We start from the raw sequence: 18,710 nt of genomic DNA, 5'->3' as shown, positions 1-18,710 counted from the left end.
GCGCATGACTTATATCATATTTATTCCCTTCCTAGGATTTTACCTTGCATTGAATTATATTTCCAAAAACAGACTAATTAAGACGGATTATTATGGGGGAACTCAATGTTAAAAAACTCACTAAGAACGAAGATAAAGCGGGCTATATAGAGCAATTGCTTACAGATATTGAGGCCTTAGAATATATGTTAGAAAACGACATGTTCACTAAAGACCCGGTTAAGATTGGGGCGGAACAAGAGTTTTGTCTAACGGATGCAGAATGGAACCCCTCAGATAAGGCAGAAGTTATTCTAAAGGAAATAAATGACCCTCATTTTACATCGGAATTAACACGTTACAACCTGGAAATTAATTTAGATCCTTTAGTGTTAAACGGGAACTGCTTCTCAGAGCTGCATGGCAAACTCAACACCCTTTTAAACTTAGCTAAAGAAAAGGCTCAAAATCATGATAACAAGGTGCTTCTTACGGGTATTTTGCCAACGGTTGATACTCCTTATTTGGAATTGGATTACATGACTCCTTTAAAACGCTATAAGGTTTTAAATGAAGCTATAAATGATATTCGCAAAGATGAAATAGAGCTTCATATCAAGGGGGTAGACGAGGTGAATCTGCACCATAATTCCATTTTATATGAAGGCTGCAATACAAGCTTTCAAACACATTTACAAATAGACCCTAAGGATTTTGCAGACACCTATAATTGGGCGCAGGCCATAGCGGGGCCAATACTTTCTATCTGTGCAAATTCTCCCTTGCTAATGGGTCAGGAATTATGGGAAGAAACTCGGATTGCCTTATTTACCCAAAGCGTAGACACCAGAGCAAGCACCTTTATTTTGAACGAAAAAGAATCTAGAGTAAGTTTCGGCAATGATTGGATTGAAGGTTCCGTTTCCGATTTTTATAAGGATGCCGTAATTCGGTTTAGAAGTCTTTTGACAACAGACTTTGAAAAAGACAGCATGTTGTTGCTCAAGGAGGGGGTGACTCCGAGTCTTAAGGCTTTAACCCTCCATAATGGTACCATTTACAAATGGAATCGCCTTTGTTATGGCGTTAATGACAATGTTCCACACCTGCGAATAGAAAACAGGTACCTCCCATCTGGCCCTACTACGGATGATGAAATTGCCAATATGATGCTTTGGGTTGGTGTGATGATGGGTAGGCCAAAAAAGTTTCAGGAAATTCATACAAAAATGGATTTTAAGGATGCCAAGGGAAACTTTTTTAATGCGGCCAGATATGGTATGGCTGCCCAGTTCCATTGGGATGAAAAATTAATAAACAGTCACGAGTTATTGATGTCCGAATTTCTTCCGATGGCCTATAGAGGCCTCTACAGCATGGGTGTTACCCCAAAAGATGCGGAACACTACCTCTCCATTATAGAAAATAGAATTAGATCCCAGAATGGGTCCCGTTGGACAACCAAGGCCTATCGCAAGCTTAAGAAATCTTTTAGGGCTCCGGATGCCCTTAGAATATTAGTTGCTACTATGTATGACAGGCAAGAAAGACATTACACGGTAGATGCTTGGCAGCTTCCTCGGGGAGACGAATACCTGATTCCAAAGGAGTCTTTAAAAGTAAAAGATCGTATGAATACCAAAACTATTTCTGCCATGGAGAACGATAGCGCAGAATTAGTTTTAAAAATGATGTTATGGAAGAACATTCATCACGCCCCGATATTAGACTCTAACCTCGATTTATGCGGTATTCTTACATGGACAGATGTTGAAAACGATTTGCAAGATGAGAAACAACTAAAGAAAAGTATTAGTTCTCTAATGAAAACGGAGCTGGTAACCGTGGGCCCAGAGACGCTTTTATCGGAAGCTAAAGAACTGATGGTGGCTAACCACATAAATTCCCTGCCCGTTGTAAATGGTAAAAAACTGATAGGAATTATTACTTCTAATGACTTTTAGTTTTTATGACTCAGGGAACCCTATCCGAGCAAGAAGTTAAGACTGCAAGGCTCATTGGTAAGTTAGTTGGAGAGGAGAAGGGGCCTACGCTTATTTTTTTTGGAGGTATTCACGGGAATGAACCCTCTGGTGTAGTGGCTCTGGAAAGAGTTTTCGAGGAGATTATCAGGAATAACTACCCCCTAAAAGGTGCTGTATATGGAATAAGAGGAAATATTCCTGCCCTCTTAAGGAAAAAGCGATTTCTAGAGACCGATTTAAACAGAATTTGGTATAAAACCCAGATAGAGCTGATATTAAGAAAACGTGAAGAAGATTGTTCGATAGAGGAAAAGGAGTTGTTAGGAATTCACAAAGAAATTTTTACCATTTTAGAAACCGCTGCTGCACCTTATTATTTTGTAGATTTTCATACCACTTCTAGTCCAACTTTACCATTCATAACCATTAATGACGCCTTAATTAATAGAAACTTTTCTAGTTTGTTCCCTGTTCCGGTAATCCTAGGTATTGAAGAGTATCTGGAAGGACCATTGCTAAGCTATATCAATGAGCTAGGCTATGTTTCTTTAGGTTTCGAATCTGGCCAGCACAACACAGACGCTGCCGCCATTTGTTCTATTGCATTTACATGGCTTACCATGATTTACAGCGGGTTTCTGGACGAAAAGCATGTGGATGTTGAAAATCAAATTAAGGCGCTTCAGAAATACGCGGAAAGCAATAGGACTTTTTATGAAGTTATTTATAGACATGCAATTAAGGAAACAAGTACATTTAAGATGCTGCCCGGTTTTAAGAGCTTTGATTATATTAGAAAAGGCACATTTCTGGCGCTACATAATAGCAAAGAAATAAAGGCAAAAAAAGACACCATTATTTTTATGCCTCTTTATCAGGATCAAGGAGAAGAAGGCTTTTTTCTGATAAGGGAAATACCTTCATGGGTTCTTAGCTTTTCTGCAAGCTTACGAAGATGGAAAACAGATACACTACTAACAATGTTGCCAGGAGTTTCTTGGTCACAGCCCTCTAAGGAACAATTAAAAGTTAACTTAAGAGTAGCTCGGTTTTTTAGCAAGCCATTTTTTCATCTTTTGGGATATCGAAATAAAACAGCAGACAGAAGCCACCTAATTCTTAGCAACAGAGAGCGGGTGGCCAAGAAAGAAATGTACAGGAATACCTTTTGGTTTAAATAAAACCTAACCTAGTTATATTTTAGTTCTTAATCATTGGGCTTTTTGCCAGATATTGTTGGCAAAGTTTATGTCTGCCATTAGCTGAGAGGGGTCAATTACAACAGCCTTAATAGAACCTAGAGGTTTGTCTATAACATATTCAAAACTGGGATAAGCCCAGGGCCAATCGTCCAATACCGTTCTTTGTAAGCTGTTATATGGATTTTCTTTCTCCCCATGCATCATACGCAGAGGAGTATAAAACGTCTCTCGAGAATCATCGTTATATACCACTAGAATATCTAGAGGCATTGGCATTAGTCCGATTCTCTCTAGAGTTATACGGGTCTTATCACCTTCCGCGACAACACTTTTAATACCGTAGTCTATCGTATTCGTGGTCTGTGTCCAATCTATTAAATACCAGTCTAGCTCCATATCAGAGACCTTTTCAACGGTCCGAATGATATCATTTGGGGTAGGGTGTTTAAATTGAAAATCGGCATAGTATTGTCTTAGACTTTCCATAAGCTTTTCTTGCCCTACCACATAGCCCAGTTGCGACAAAAATATGGAACCTTTACTATATGCAGCTGTACTATAGGCCGAGTTAAATGCATATCGGTCTGCATGTGTTGATTGTGGTTGTTCTTTCCCTACACTAACGAGTCCGTAGTAACTGGCATAAGAATTTTCAAAAGGATTTTCCTTGTTCTGTTCCATGATTTCATTCATACAGAGACTAGAAATAAAAGTGGTAAACCCTTCATCCATCCAACTATGTTTTAATTCATTGGTAGCCAAGACATGCTGAAACCAGGAGTGTGCAAGTTCATGGACCATAACTCCCACTAAACTACCAAAGGTTCTTTCTCCGGTAATCAAAGTTCCCATGGCATATTCCATACCTCCATCACCTCCTTGAATCACTGAATATTGCTTGTACGGATATAAGCCAATATTTTGATTAAAGAAGCTCATAGCATCAGCTGTTTTAGATTGCAGATTTTTCCAATTTTCCAGTAATTCCGGCTTATTTTTGTAAAGGAAATGTAAGGTTGGGCCATCTGAAATTTCTAAGGTGTCATGGATGTACTCTGGATCGGCTGCCCACATAAAATCATGTACTTGTGGGGCTTTAAAATGCCAGGTAAGTTTGTTTCCACGAACCTTTTTTAACTTACTTCCTGCTTCTTCATAACCATGCCCAACCTCCTGAGGATTTTGTAGGTATCCACTTGCACCTACTACATAGGTTTTATCTAGCGTGAGCTTTACATCAAAATCTCCCCAGACTCCATGAAACTCTCTTCCTATATAAGGATCTACGTGCCATCCTTCAAAGTCGTATTCTGCTAATTTTGGATACCACTGTACCATAGACAGGGCGATACCTTCAGCATTGTCTCTGCCCGAACGTCTTATTTGAATAGGAACCTGTCCTTCAAAATTCATGTCAAAAGTAGCTTTACCACCAGCTGGTATTGCTTTGGCAAGTTTAACCACTAAAACCGTTCCTTCTAAAGAATACTCCAGTTTAACCCCGTCTTGTTCTAAAGAAGTGGCATTTAAATAACCTATTTCTTCTGGTTTTAAATTAGCGATTCTACTTTGTCCGTCCACGAACATACGAGGGTCAGGATCAGGAATATTTTGCAACCTAATATCCATTTCACTACCTGGCTGAAAGGCATTAAAATACATATGGTAATAAACCTTACTTATTTCCTCAGGTGAATTATTGGTGTAGGTTAATTTTTGAGTTCCTGTGTATTGGAAATTCTCAACATCAAAGTCAACCTCCATTTGATAGTCAACGTGTTGTTGCCAATAACTATGATTAGACTGCCCATAGATCCCAGGCAGAAAATTCAGAAAGCAAAATGAAATAAGCGTATATTTTAATAAGATTTTCATTGTGATGGGATTATAAATTTTTAGATTTTTTATCAGCGAGAATTAGTGCATTATAGGCATTAACCATTTTACCAGATTTTGAAATTTCATCAAAACTTCTGGCCTTGTTACTATCGCCATCTAGTATTACATTTGCCTTTGATGATAGTCCGGATTGCATCAGTATTTGTTTTACATCAGAAGCGCTAAGTTTGGGATAATATGACCTAATTAGAGCAGCTAAGCCGGCAACCATTGGGGAGGCCATGGAGGTTCCGCTGTTAAACTTGTACTTATTATTTGGCATTGTAGAATAGATATCACTACCTGGAGCAAATACATCTACCTTAATTTTACCGTAGTTAGAGTAGGAGGCAACCATTTCCGAACCATAGTCCATGGTTAGTGCACCTACATTGATAAAGTTGTCTCCTATTTCAGCCGAGTTGAACGTTAATTGGTCATTTGGAAAGCCTGGGTTTGCAGGGTCGTCTAAATCCAAGCCATCATTCCCCGCTCCATGTACAAATAGCACATCGTTTTCTGCCGCATACTGTATGGCCTCATGTACCCATTCTGCGTTGGGAGAATATCCTTTTCCGAAACTACCGTTAATTACTTTTGCACCATTGTCTACTGCATATCGAATTCCGAGAGCAATATCTTTGTCGTACTCATCTCCATTTGGGACCGCCCTTATGCTCATAATTTCCACATTATTAGCCACGCCGTCCATTCCTATTTTATTATTCCTTTCTGCAGCAATAATACCTGCAACATGAGTACCATGACTTTCAGTATCTACTCTGTTTTGGGGATCTCCATTGCCATAGCCCCTGTCATTAAAATTATAGGCATTGTCCCCAACGACTTCTCTACCGTCAAACTCAACATTTAAATGGTAGTTGATCTGATCCGAAAAATGCACCAGACCATCCTTAAGTTCCTGAATTACTTCCGGAATTGTATCGGCAATATCGAACATTTGGTTAAGAATAGAAACAGACTGCATTAGTCTTGGGTCGGAAGAAGAAATTTCAGCTACCTCCGCTGAGGTATATTCTGTTTTACCCAAGTGTTCTTTAATATTCAGGTCTGCCTGTTTCACCAAAGTAAGAATTTGCTCATACTGTTCCTTGTTTTGTGTAGCTTCAAGGTATTTCTTATCCCTTGTTGTCCTTGCTTCAGATAGAGTGTTTTCATCCCCAATATTGAACTTTATCATACGCACATATTCTAGCTGTTCATTATAGGACTCTCCCAAGAAGTTATAGCCGTGAACATCATCAATATAACCATTGTTGTCATCGTCTTTGCCGTTATTGGCCACTTCTCCTTTATTCACCCAAATTACATCATCTAAGTCTTCATGCGTTAGGTCCATTCCTGAGTCTATTACCGCTACAATTACTTTTTTTCCTTTTTTAGAACCTATTAGTTCGGCATAAGCTCTATCAAGGCTGATACCTGGAATGGTATCGTTCATTAAATCTGCATGCCCCCAGTTTTGTTTTTCAGCCTTCGTTAGGTCGGTTGTTTTAGGAGTTACGGAATCAATATTCTCTATTGGAGTAGAAACTATATTGGTTGATCCACAAGCAATAAGGGTTAGTGCCAGGGCCACAGAATAGAAAGAGCTTTTTAATTGTTTTAAAGTCATAACGTATTTTATTAATGTATTTTAGAATAATAATTTCCTGGGGCTAAGGATTTAAAAGTTTCAAAGCAGCCCCGGTCTGCCATGGTTACAAAACAGCGGTTTCCTTTTTTGCCACCAAAAGTAATATTAGAAGGGTTTTTACCCTTAAGCGAGATTTCTTGTAGAATTTTGGCGTCTGAAGAAACCACGAGCACAGTGCCTTTGCCGTAGCGTGCTATATATAAGTTTCCATTTTGATCGCATCGCATCCCATCCAGGCCAAAATCTTTAAAACGTATAAAACTCGTTTTGTTTTTTAAGCCTCCTTTTTCGTCAAACTCATAACGCCAGATAGTTCTTTGCACAGACTCATTAACATAAAGATATTTGCTGTCCGGGCTAATTTCAATACCATTGGTTGTTCCCATGTTTTCTTCAAGCAATAAAATTTTCCTTTCTGGGGTCACCATCCAAATATTTCCAGTACTGTTGGCCCAATCAGGATCGCTGAGATAAATATACCCGTCGTCTCTTATTGCCAAATCGTTTGGCTGATTCATTAGATCGTTTTCTGCCCAAACTTCAAGGGTTTTGCTCCCCCTTGCTATTCGATAAACTTTGTGACCATTATAATCCGCAATAAACATATTGCCTTGAAGATCAAAACGTATGCCATTTCCAATACTACCTTTTGGAAGGGTCACAAATACTTCTCCTTCTCCTTTTGCATTCACTTTCCCTATGGTGCCTTCTTGCTTAAAATTCACAGCAAAGAGATCTCCTTCTGGGCTTACGGCCGGACCTTCAATGCCGGGCGTAAAAGCATTCTCTTTTGTAAAATCAGTACTTGTCAAATCCGTAGATTTACAACTAATTATTGCAACTAGGGCAAAAAGTAAGTAAGAACTAAGCGTTAAAAATTTCATTAAAACTATAGGTGTTATTTAATCTAATTCCTTTTTCAGTTTCTTTTAAAGTACAAAGTTCATTATGCGCATCGTGTTCTAAAAAAAGCACAAATTCATCTGCTGCCGCCTTGTTTAAAAAAGAGGATTTTTCTGTAAGTGTTTTTAATGGCCTAACATCATAACCCATAACATATGGCAACGGAATATGTCCTACAGTAGGTAATAAATCTGCCATAAAGACTAATGTCTTACCCTTGTATTTAATATGTGGGATCATTTGTTTTTCGGTATGCCCGTCTACAAACAAAATATCAAAACCAAGATCGGGCGAAGAAACAAAGGAATTTTCATTTCTGTCAACAAAACAGAGCTGACCACTTTCTTGCATCGGGAACAGGTTTTCTTTTAAAAAGGAAGCTTTTTCTCTCTCGTTCGGATTTATTGCCCACGACCAATGTTCTTTATTTGTCCAATAACGCGCATTCTTAAAAGCAGGACGCAAGCTGGTGCGGTCTTTGTTCCATTCTACACTTCCACCACAGTGATCAAAATGTAAGTGCGTCATAAATACATCGGTAATGTTGTCCTTATGGAACCCGTATTTCTTTAGGGAACTTTCCAGATTATAATTCCCCCAACGATAATAGTAACTGTAGAACTTCTCAGATTGCTTGGTACCCATGCCATTATCTATGAGTATTAAACGATCTCCGTCTTCAATCAAGAGGCTTCGGGCGGCAATATCAATCATATTATTACTGTCGGCCGGATTGGTTCTCTGCCATATCGCTTTTGGAACTACCCCAAACATTGCGCCTCCATCTAGCTTGAAATTCCCAGTTTCAATTGGAAAAATTGTCATGTAATTTGCATAAAAGAAGCGCAAATTACTAAAACCATACGAATTGACTAATTGATTAAGAATATATTATCATTTTAGGAAGTATATTAAAAAAGCCTATTTTTAGCGTCTAATCAACCGAGATTGAAAAAACTTGAACGAAGTCTATCTTTAACCTCCGTTATTGCCATAAGTATTGGAGGAATGCTAGGTAGTGGAATTTTTGTGCTCCCTGGTCTTGCTGCTGCGAAAACAGGTTCTTCTTTATGGCTTGCCTATTTAATAGCGGCAGCCTGTATTCTTCCGGCGGCCTTGTCTAAGTCAGAACTGGCCACGGCAATGCCTTCTTCCGGAGGGACGTACGTTTATATAGAACGTGCTTTTGGGCCACGATTGGGAACAATTTCCGGGATTGGACTATGGCTTTCTCTCTTGTTAAAAAGCGCTTTTGCACTGGTTGGCTTTGGTGCCTACCTATCTGTATTGGTACAAATAGACCCGGGCTATACCAGCTATATTGCTTTAATCTTCTTGGGAATTATTTTAATGTTGAATATTTTCGGCGTAAAGAAAGTGGGTAAAGTACAAATCGTTATTGTTTCAATAAGCCTCTTAACTCTGGGGTCTATCTTATTATTTGGCCTTCCCAAAGTTTCTCCAGACTTGCTTTCCCCTTTTCTTTTAGACGGCAAACTAGGTTTAGTATCTACGGTTGCCTTTGTGTATATCTCTTATGCCGGAGTTACCAAAGTAGCTGCAATAGCCGGAGAAATAAAAAATCCAAGTGTTAATCTGCCAAGGGCGATGATACTTTCCCTTCTAATTATGTCGGCTATATACGTTAGTGTAGCCTTTGTCTTAGTAGGAAACATACCTTTAGACGCCCTTCAAAGCGACATTCGCCCGATTTATACCGTAGCAGATATATTAGGTGGACCATATGTTGGATATGCGGCTGCACTCGTGGGGATTATTACCCTAATTTCTATGGCCAATTCAGGCGTTTTGGCGGCATCCAGATTTCCATTTGCTATGGCTATTGATGAACTTTTGCCCAAGTTTATGGGAAAAATTCACAGCAAATATTTAACCCCGGTGGTTACGATAATCTTAACCTGCGTAGTTATGGGTCTTGTGATTCTCTTCTTAGATGTAGAGAAAATTGCGAAGCTAGCGAGTGCTTTTATGGTTACCATGTTTATTCTGGTTAATTCTTGTGTTATTGTACTTAGAGAAACTGCAGCGCAATGGTATAAGCCTCCATATCGTTCTCCATTGTATCCGTTTATGCAGTTATTTGGAATAATTAGCGGCATAATATTGTTGATTTTACTAGGTCTTGGACCATTTGTTGCCGTTATCAGCATATTTGTTTTGGGCTTATTTATATACAGGTTTTTCGGTAAAAATGTTACGCGAACTGGAGTCCTAAGGAAGTACGGGCACAGACCGGCCTTATATTTAATGTACCAACGAAAAGACCAAAAAAAGGAAAATGGCAGCACTAGAAGGCTTACGGCTCGAGATCAGAATTTAGATGGTCAGTTAGTATCCAATGCCGGAGTAGTTGTTCCTCTACTCGGCAACGAAAACTCCCCCGAAATGTTAGTAGAAATAGCAGCGGCTATTAACAAAACAGATATCCTTCAGGCAGTAGATATAACCGAGGTTCCTAATCAGACTTTTCTGGATGCTTTTGTTGAAGAAAACCCGAGAACAAATTCTCTAGAGAGAAGACTTTCAAGACTAGCTAACGCACAAAACATTAATATTGATTTTGAGGCTGCAGTAACCCATGAAATAGCCGATACCATTCACGCCCTTAGCAATCAAACGAACTGTGACTGGTTGGTGATGGGTTGGAATAGTAGATCTCATTCGGGTATCTTGGTGAGCAACCCAATAGGTTGGCTTTTAACTCATATTGATTCTGATTTTGCCCTTTTTAAAGATAATGGGGTGCGAAATATTGGGAAAATTCTTCTTGCTTTAAGACCCGGCCGTAAGGACAAAAACTTTATTGCAGTTGCCGATAGAATTTGTGCTTTCTACAATGCCAGTCTAACTCTGCTACACGTAGTTCCCGAGCACCTGAACGATGAAGAGTTGGGTGCCATGGAAAACAACTCCTTAAAGCTATTAACCAAAGTGCCTGCAACAAGCGAAGTAGTTATTGAAAGGAACGACGACCCTATCTCGGCCATTTCCAATGCCTCCGCGAGCTATGATTTACTTATTTTGGGTACCCCTCAAAAAGACAATTGGATAAGACTGCTTTTCGGGACGGGAAAGGACAAGTTTGCTGAAAACTCTGCATGCTCCGTTTTGCGACTTACCATGAAAGATTAGTGCTAATTAATTGCGCAGCAAATTACTTTATGATAATTTTAGCGGAAACCGTTTGTGATGGTAGAATTAGCAGGAATTATTATACTTGGGATTATTGCCCAATGGGTGGCTTGGCGATTAAAACTGCCAGCTATTCTTCCCTTAATTCTTATTGGCTTGTTGGTAGGCCCTATTGCAACCTTGTATACGGAGGATGGATCCAAGCTCATTGAACCAGTTTGGAACGGAACCAAAGGATTATTTCCAGGAGATGGTCTTTACTACTTCTTATCTCTCGCTATCAGCATTATACTTTTTGAAGGAGGCTTAACCTTAAAGCGATCTGAAATTAAGAATGTTGCGCCAGTAATTTCTAAGTTAATTACTGTAGGGACCATCGTTACTTTTTTTGGAGGAGGACTGGCGGCACATTTTATTTTTGATTTGAGTTGGCAGATTTCGTTTTTGTTTGCCGCCCTAATAATTGTCACTGGTCCAACTGTAATTACGCCCATTCTTAGAAACATTCCCTTAAAAAAAGAAGTTTCAGCGGTATTAAAATGGGAAGGGATTTTAATTGATCCAATTGGCGCCCTGGTTGCCGTATTGGTGTTTGAGTTTATCAGCGTTGGAGAAGGGCAGGAGTATACCAAAACGGCCTTGATAGACTTTGGTAAGATACTACTCTTTGGATCCACCTTTGGTTTCGCCTTTGCACATGCCCTCGCCTTTATTATTAAAAAGAACTATGTGCCACACTATTTAATGAACGTGGTATCCTTATCTGTGGTTCTCCTTGTCTTTGTGGAATCGGATGTTTTGGCTCATGAATCGGGCTTATTGGCAGTAGTAGTTATGGGAATGGTATTGGGGAATATGAACCTTCCCAATTTAAAGGAATTGTTATATTTCAAAGAATCTCTTAGTGTATTACTTATATCCATTCTTTTTATTTTACTAGCGGCAAATATTGATATTGCCGATGTAGAGCTTATCTATAATTGGAAAACGGTTGCGCTATTTCTTGTGATTGTTTTTATCATAAGACCGCTGGGAGTTTTTCTTAGTACAAGAGGCTCTAGCTTAAAATTTAATGAAAAACTCTTTATAAGTTGGGTGGGTCCCCGGGGTATCGTTGCAGCGGGTATTGCTTCTCTTTTTGGCACAAAACTTATGCAGAAAGGTGAACCGGGGGCAGAGTATATTACCCCTCTGGTTTTTATGGTTGTTTTAGGCACCGTATTATTAAATGCCACTACGGCAAGATATTTTGCAAAATTGGTTGGGGTTTTCCTTAAACATTCCGAAGGCATATTAATTGTAGGCGCCTCTAAAGTTTCTAGGCTTATAGCAAATTATCTTAAGAAGAACAACAGGCATGTGGTGTTAATAGATAATAATGAAGCTAATATTAAACATGCACAAAAACTGGGTATTGAAGCAATGTCGGCCAATATATATTCAGACTCGCTTACCAACAATATTGAACTAAACGACATGGGTTATTTGTTAGCTCTTACGGGAAGTTCCGAAATTAACAAATACGTAATTGAGAAGTTTGGGGATCAATTTGGAGAAAATGGATCTTTTAGACTAGTGAGTTCGGATGAAATGAACGATCCGGAGAACAACCCAGAGGAAGGTTTGTTTTCGCACACGGACGACTTTATTAAATTGATGGAGGCTACCAGAAGATATCCTGCCATTCATGAAATAGACTTAGAAGGAGAGGAGCATTACCAGCAATTGATTGACATTACCAACAAGGATGATGAAATAATACCAATTTTTATTAAATCTCCAGACGGAAAAATTTCCATAATATCTTCTTTTAACAATAACCATCAAAACATAAATGAAGGCTTTAAATTAGTTTATCTGGGTAAGATGTTTGATCTTGATATTGTTCCCAGATAGTTTAATTATGGATTATTAGAACCCAGGCGGTATTGGTTGGTGCGTCTAAAGATGAACTTTCAACCTTTCCTTCTTGCACCACCTCACCACTTTTTGGATTTAACCATTTATAGGACATTCTTTTAGGAAGATTCTCAATCGTTATTTTGCCACCTTCATTCAGGTAAGAGATATAAAGCACTCCTTCTTTAACTAAAAGAGGTCTGTTTTCTGCGAGATCCCATCTTTTTTCCAAGCCAGTGGTATTATACGACGAGAGTATTTTTCCAAATAGACCAACATAGGTAGAACCATTCATTTGCAGTGCTTCTTTCCATGATTTTTCCTGAACTGCCCAGGAAGTCCAGCCTTCTTCAGTGGAAGATATTTTCCATTGCCACAGGCTGGCAGCCCCATAGACAACTCCCATGGTAGCTCCACTTATAAATTGCATCCAAGCTTCTTCGCCCTGCCACCAACCTAAACCGTTTTTGCCATCATTCATGCCTTCGTAGGTAGGCTCTCCATTGGCCACTGCCTTGGTGGGGAGGTTGTTATACATTGTTGCAACCTTCTTATAATTGTGATCTCCTCCATGACCTGTTTGCGCCCATTGAAAATCTAACCAGGTCTTATTTTGATGTGTTTTATTGTAGTGCATGCAGTGTTTGGAGGGGTCATTTATAGCCCATTCAGCTACGTAGTCATCACAAGGATTATAGTGAAGGCCTGCCGGTTGTTTGTAACTGTCCCATAATTCTAACATTTCCCCGCTTTCCGCTATGCCTGGGTCATTCCCGTCGTGGTCCCCGCTTAAAAGCCAAATGGCGGGTTGACTCCCATATCTGGCCAGTAAGTAGGTAGAATACCTTACATACTCTTCTGCTTCAATACTGGTTCCTAACACCTGTAGACCTTTCCACCCAAATCCATGAAATACTGGCTGATATACCGGAACGATATTATGGTCTATAAGGATTGCGACCATTTTATCAAGGTATTGAAAATAGGAAGGGTTTATACGGTTGATATGCCCTTCGGACAAATCTCCAAAGGCTCTCTTAAAGCCTTGCTCGGCATTTCTTTTATCGGGTCCCTCAGCATTCTTATCGGGCTGTAAAGTCATTAACAGAACAGCATTAAAACCTTTTCTGTTCCTGTTTTCGCTGTAGGTCTTAACCTGGTCTAAGGTGGCCCGAAACGGCATGGCCCAAGGGGTGTCCGCTACCAGTAAAAATGGATCGCCATTTTGATGGACCACACTTCTCTTGTCCTTACTCATTGCCAAAAGCCCTTTAGCAAGAAGTTTATTTTTGCCTTTATACGGCATTGCCTGGGCCGAGCCTTTGATCCCATGTAGCCCTTGGTCTTTTTTATTTGAGGCATAAGAGGTCCATTTCCAAATGTCTTTGTCGTTAGGAGAAGTAAAACGTATTTTCCAAATAGAATCCCCATCCCAGAAAGCGGGTCTTTTAATAGTGTCTCCCTGTGCATTGGTAAACACGCCCCAGACCGCAACATCTGTATAGGGATTAGAATAAGAGCCCTGTCCTATTAAGGTTATTTCCAATGTATTCCACTTTTCTATTTTAAGCCCTGAAGTTTGTGCAAAACACCAGCCAACTAACAAAAAGCCGGCAATACTAAAACATAATTTTTGAAGCATGATTAAACAAGTATTTCCAGTGAATTTAGCAAGAAAAATTCAAAAATCTTTAATGGAAGTATTGCGAAATTTAGGAAGATTACTTAACGAAAACCGACCTATTAATTCCATAAATACACTCTATTCGTCACCTGCAATAAGCCTCTAGTAGAAGAAAATAGGAATATTTCATGTCTGGGAAAACGCTTAAACGAACAGTAGGCTTTGTCTTGTTCCGGACCAAGAACTAAGGAATATAATCCAAAGCCCATAATTTTTCGTACTTACCTCGTAACCATTCAATAAAATACCTAATTTCCCGGATGAAACCATTCCGATCTATATTTACAGGCATATGTGTCCTCGGGATACTAATCCTTGGTTCTTTTCAAGCACAGTCCCAGGAGACCAGGTATCAGGGACCTCTTCGGGTGGCTGGCTACAAGGGAGAGGCAAATTATCAATATTACATTATAGAGGGAGATACCCTGCGCAACGGTCCTTTTCGTATTCAAAGATCAGATTTAGAATCGTTGTTGCAGAATAAGGACACTTCTTTTCTTTTTTCTGGAAATTATAAGGATAATATTCCAGAGGGAACCTGGCGACTTAAATACGGTTCCTTTACTTCTGGGAATAGTTCGGAGGTAGTGGACTATCAATATCGTGTTTTGGTGAACGGCATACAACAAGAAGCAGTAGGGATGCTTCGCAATGGCCTGCCAGAAGGAATGTGGAATGTAGCCGTAAACCGGATTGAAAATTCTGAGGTGGCCCAATCTAATTTTAAAAGCAAGGTTGATTTTGAAAAAGGTATTCCACACGGCAGCTTTCAGATCGAAGATTTGGAAAGTGCCTTGGTGGGGCGTTTTTTAAGAGATGGCCTTGCGCATGATCAATGGACCTTATTCGGAGGAGGGGACTTGGAAATAGAGGAGAACTGGTACTTTGAGGATGGTGTTTTACAGCAGGTAGAAACTAAGAATGATGGGGAAGTAAAAGTATGGCAGCTAGAATACGAATCCACTACTGAGTTTAAAACTAAAACTCTTGGAGAAGGATATTTGCAAGCCTTGCGATTTCAAACCAAGGCTGATGATTCCTTATCCTATTTAAAAGGCTTATTACCTAGTTTATTAGTACAAAATGACATCTTCTACCATAATCTAGACACTATTTTCACAGCTTTAGGTACTACAGAGTTTTATCCGAAATGGAAGGTAAAACTGGCGTATTATCCACTCGATTCTTTGGAACAACAGTATGCACAGAGCATACACCAGGATGTTATAGAAGCCAAAGTAATAAGCGATGCCTTATTGAACAGTTCTCAATTAAACCTTTTGGCCTTGTCTGATGAACAGGCCGCTTATGGATATGCCGCATTAAAGGCAATAAGACAAGAATGGCTGAAGCCGTTAGGGAAAATAAAACAATATTACGAACAAGACTTACTAGACTATATGAAGCGCCCCCCGCTGGTAGCTTATATCTGGCCCAATGGGATACCATCTGCCACCATAGACCTATCCCCTTATGCGGAAGGCAAGATTCCAAAAGCCACCTTCGTTCTTCCTGATGCGGATCACTATGATTTGTATAAGAACAATTTAATGTCTTCGGCTCAGGCGGCTTCTTATGCTTTAGAAAGCCTTAAAATGATTCAAAAGGAATTAGAGATTAAACTGGGGTTACATAAGGGAGAACAAGAGCTTCTTGCCGTAGAGCAGCGTTTAATTGTATTAAATGACAGCCTGCAAACTTATGTAGATTCGGTTCAGAAAAAACTTCCAAAAGCCTATCATGAAACCTTGCTGTCTGTAGGGGTATTTGCAGAGAAACAATTATCCGATTATGCCATGCGCAGTGATACGGCTTTAAAAACTGCTTTGGCAGAGGAATTAGTTGTCTGTTTTAAAGAATTAAATCAATTGGGCAGAACTATAGGAAGTCTTCCGCAGCAGCGAGACTCGCTTAAAAAACACTATACAGATGGCGTATGGAACCCTTTTATGGCCACGGTGATGGAGGAAGAGGTTAAAAAACGAATTCTTGCTGCTTATGACAAAGTGTTAGTTCCTTATTTCTTAAAAAACATAGAGACTTCGCTAAGCTGTGAAACAGCCAAGGAGTTCTCCCAGCAAATACAGCGCACCAATCAAAGGATGTTCGCCCTGCGTGATGAGGAAACTAAAAAATTAGAGCGAAAACTTCGCAAAGAAAAGGATCCAGAAACAGTTCTGGAATTGTTCAACCTAGGAAACTCTGCAACCAAAGTCGAATGAGAACTAAGCATCCCTTTCGAAGTCAACGACTCACAGTTTTGTTTTTAATAGGCGTATTCCATGGTATCCTAGCGCAAGCACAGGGTGAAGTAGTGCTGCCTCCTGAATCGGAATACAAGGACCCTATTACCAGGGTTTGGTTTAACACCTATGGGAACATACGCCTTTCCAAACGTCTTTTCTGGGATGCCCAGACCCATTTTCGATTTGTAGAAACAGAGAGCACTCCTTATCTGAGTCAAATAGCCCAGATATATAACCGTCATGCGATAGGTTACATCTATTCCAAAAAGTTTAATGTAAGCCTTGGGGGAGTGGTTCGGATCAATTTTAATACGGATCCACTTTCTCCGGATCGCAATGTAGTACCTGAGTGGCGTATATGGCATCAGTATCAATTCGCCATACCCCTGGGAAGTTCTATGATCTACCATCGAATTCGGATTGAACACCGATGGACCCAGAGCTTTGTTGACAATAGTGATTACATCTTTAGAAATAGATGGCGGTATATGTTTAGGATGAAGACGCCTTTAAACAGCCATAAATTGCAGCCCAAGACTTTTTATATTTCCCCAGAGGCCGAATTGATCATGCAAAGCGGAAAGTCGGTGGTGGCCAGTCCTATGGAAGATTTGCGGCTTACAACCACGCTTGGATATATTGTAAACCCAAGATTGTCCTTTGCAGCGGGCATGATGTATTCCCAAGGACAACAGCTGATAAACGGGGGTATTTACAAGCAGGCATGGACCATGCGTTTCCATATGTACTTCTCACCGGACTTTAGGAAGGTGAAAAATAAGCTTCCCGAAATCCATTTGACCGATTAATTCGTAGATAAGCATGTAAGAACAGCTTATTAGGTATGAAAGCAAAGAAATTTATCCCTTATCTTTTACTAGTGCTCGCCGTAGGTATTGCAATAATATACCGACATCAGACGATTAGCCTGAAACAAGAAATGGCTGCCAAAGACGCCGAGAGCATAATGGTTACAGAAAAACTGACTCACTACGAGCAATTGGCCGAGATAGATTCTATGTTGCTTACCGGTTCTTATACAGATGCTGTAGCATCTTACGCACAGACAATGAAGACTGCCAACGAGAATAGAATGGCTATTCCGCTGCGTATCGCCTTGGCTGAAAAATTGATGTATCTGGAATCTTCAAGCCAGGCACCCACTCTAGGTAGTGATAAGGATAAAGATAGTTTGTCTCTCCAGGCAACAACCTATGCAACAACTGCCAAGCAATACGATTCTCTACAGTTTGCTTTACAAAAAACACAGGTAAAACTTTCTCGTTTACAACAGCAATTAAAACAGAAGTCTTTTGGAGAATATTTGCAGTTTAAAAGCAATAAAGGAGCCCAAATTCATTATGTGGGGCAGGTAAAAAATGGAAAGGCCAATGGTTTTGGAATTGCGTTGTTAGATACTGGAAGCCGGTACGAAGGACAGTGGAAAAACAACCAGCGTCATGGAGAAGGTACCTACTATTGGGCCGACGGGCAATACTATGTTGGCCATTACGACAAAGACAAAAGGAGTGGCCAGGGAACTTATTACTGGCCTAATGGAGAGAAATACACTGGGGAATGGAAGGAAGATAAGCGCAGTGGTACTGGTCAGTTTTTTGATAGCGACGGAGATGTAATGGCGAAAGGCGAATGGAACGACGACAAATTAGTGGAAGCCGATAAAAAGTCGCGCAAATAACAATACGCCTTTTCCTTTTACGCACATCCTATTCTTATCTGCCTAAAGAACTCTTTACTACCTTACTAGAATCTTATCAAATAAGCTAGAGCAAGCCTTCCAGGTGAAGCCCTTTAGTAAACCGCCCTTAAGTTTTTGTGGTCTTAGCCAAGAAAGGAAGTAGTCTTATTAATTTCTACAGAGATATCCTCTAGAGAAATATCGTAGTTCTTTCCCGCCAGAAGCTTGTAAAAATGAACAGAAGATTCTCTTTTAATTTTTCCAGAAAGCAGATCCGGATCTATTTCCCCACCTTCCTGTTGCCAGGTAAATACGGAGTGTTGTATTATTTGAATTATGGAGTGGACCGCCTTAAATTCTGCAATATAAGTTGTCATTTTTTGCGTTTTTTCCTACAGTCTAAATAACACAATATGTCTGTTATT

General features: G+C 39.8%; 13 protein-coding genes. 7 read left to right on the top strand and 6 right to left on the bottom strand.

The genetic code is table 11. The annotated features are described in order from the left end of the window. Positions 1-92: 92 nt before the first annotated feature. Positions 93-1,943 (top strand): glutamate-cysteine ligase family protein, encoded by a 1,851-nt coding sequence (locus tag PXG98_RS03440; RefSeq protein ID WP_276389009.1) that lies wholly within the window; start codon positions 93-95, stop codon positions 1,941-1,943. A gap of 5 nt (positions 1,944-1,948) precedes the next feature. Beyond that, positions 1,949-3,145, top strand: coding sequence for a succinylglutamate desuccinylase/aspartoacylase family protein (locus tag PXG98_RS03435; protein WP_276389008.1), 1,197 nt, complete (start codon positions 1,949-1,951; stop codon positions 3,143-3,145). A 30-nt stretch (positions 3,146-3,175) separates the two neighbouring features. Here the strand turns inward: PXG98_RS03435 and PXG98_RS03430 are convergent, their stop codons facing one another. From PXG98_RS03430 to PXG98_RS03415, 4 genes are read right to left on the bottom strand one after another with little or no spacing between them, the layout of a single operon-like run. After that, positions 3,176-5,041 carry a M1 family metallopeptidase gene (locus PXG98_RS03430; RefSeq protein ID WP_276389007.1) on the bottom strand — a complete coding sequence of 622 codons (1,866 nt, stop codon included), beginning with the start codon at positions 5,039-5,041 and terminating at the stop codon, positions 3,176-3,178. A gap of 10 nt (positions 5,042-5,051) precedes the next feature. After that, on the bottom strand, positions 5,052-6,680 hold the full coding sequence (locus PXG98_RS03425) for a S8 family peptidase (protein WP_276389006.1): 1,629 nt from the start codon (positions 6,678-6,680) through the stop codon (positions 5,052-5,054). A gap of 11 nt (positions 6,681-6,691) precedes the next feature. Continuing rightward, complete coding sequence (locus tag PXG98_RS03420; protein ID WP_276389005.1) at positions 6,692-7,585, bottom strand: SMP-30/gluconolactonase/LRE family protein; 894 nt, start codon at positions 7,583-7,585, stop codon at positions 6,692-6,694. Then, entirely contained in the window at positions 7,566-8,429 is an 864-nt protein-coding gene (locus PXG98_RS03415) for an MBL fold metallo-hydrolase (RefSeq protein ID WP_276389004.1), read from the bottom strand. The genes PXG98_RS03420 and PXG98_RS03415 overlap by 20 nt, the downstream gene beginning before the upstream one ends. A 123-nt stretch (positions 8,430-8,552) precedes the next feature. Between PXG98_RS03415 and PXG98_RS03410 the strand changes: the two genes are divergently transcribed. After that, on the top strand, positions 8,553-10,757 hold the full coding sequence (locus PXG98_RS03410) for an amino acid permease (RefSeq protein ID WP_276389003.1): 2,205 nt from the start codon (positions 8,553-8,555) through the stop codon (positions 10,755-10,757). 57 nt (positions 10,758-10,814) lie between these two features. Then, positions 10,815-12,653: a cation:proton antiporter gene (locus PXG98_RS03405; protein WP_276389002.1), complete on the top strand. Its 1,839-nt coding sequence runs from the start codon at positions 10,815-10,817 to the stop codon at positions 12,651-12,653. Between the two features lies 1 nt (position 12,654). Here PXG98_RS03405 and PXG98_RS03400 read toward each other — a convergent pair whose 3' ends face one another. Continuing rightward, positions 12,655-14,298 carry a glycoside hydrolase family 140 protein gene (locus PXG98_RS03400; protein WP_276389001.1) on the bottom strand — a complete coding sequence of 548 codons (1,644 nt, stop codon included), beginning with the start codon at positions 14,296-14,298 and terminating at the stop codon, positions 12,655-12,657. A 302-nt stretch (positions 14,299-14,600) separates the two neighbouring features. On the opposite strand from PXG98_RS03400, the gene PXG98_RS03395 reads away from it, so the two are divergent. Genes PXG98_RS03395 through PXG98_RS03385 form a run of 3 tightly spaced genes read left to right on the top strand, consistent with a single transcriptional unit; the run spans position 14,601 to position 18,285 of the window. Next, complete coding sequence (locus PXG98_RS03395; protein ID WP_276389000.1) at positions 14,601-16,562, top strand: hypothetical protein; 1,962 nt, start codon at positions 14,601-14,603, stop codon at positions 16,560-16,562. Then, positions 16,559-17,395: a DUF2490 domain-containing protein gene (locus PXG98_RS03390; protein WP_276388999.1), complete on the top strand. Its 837-nt coding sequence runs from the start codon at positions 16,559-16,561 to the stop codon at positions 17,393-17,395. The genes PXG98_RS03395 and PXG98_RS03390 overlap by 4 nt, the downstream gene beginning before the upstream one ends. Before the next feature lie 35 nt (positions 17,396-17,430). Continuing rightward, positions 17,431-18,285 (top strand): MORN repeat-containing protein, encoded by an 855-nt coding sequence (locus PXG98_RS03385; protein WP_276388998.1) that lies wholly within the window; start codon positions 17,431-17,433, stop codon positions 18,283-18,285. A gap of 143 nt (positions 18,286-18,428) precedes the next feature. Here the strand turns inward: PXG98_RS03385 and PXG98_RS03380 are convergent, their stop codons facing one another. Next, the gene (locus PXG98_RS03380; RefSeq protein WP_276388997.1) at positions 18,429-18,662 is read right to left on the bottom strand and encodes a GTP-binding protein LepA; all 234 of its coding nucleotides are present in this window, start codon (positions 18,660-18,662) and stop codon (positions 18,429-18,431) included. Positions 18,663-18,710 lie beyond the last annotated feature (48 nt).

The organism is Eudoraea chungangensis (assembly GCF_029360665.1).
GTDB classification, from domain to species: domain Bacteria; phylum Bacteroidota; class Bacteroidia; order Flavobacteriales; family Flavobacteriaceae; genus Eudoraea; species Eudoraea chungangensis.
Note: the sequence above shows the minus strand (reverse complement) of the source record. Positions and strands in the feature narration are given on the sequence as shown.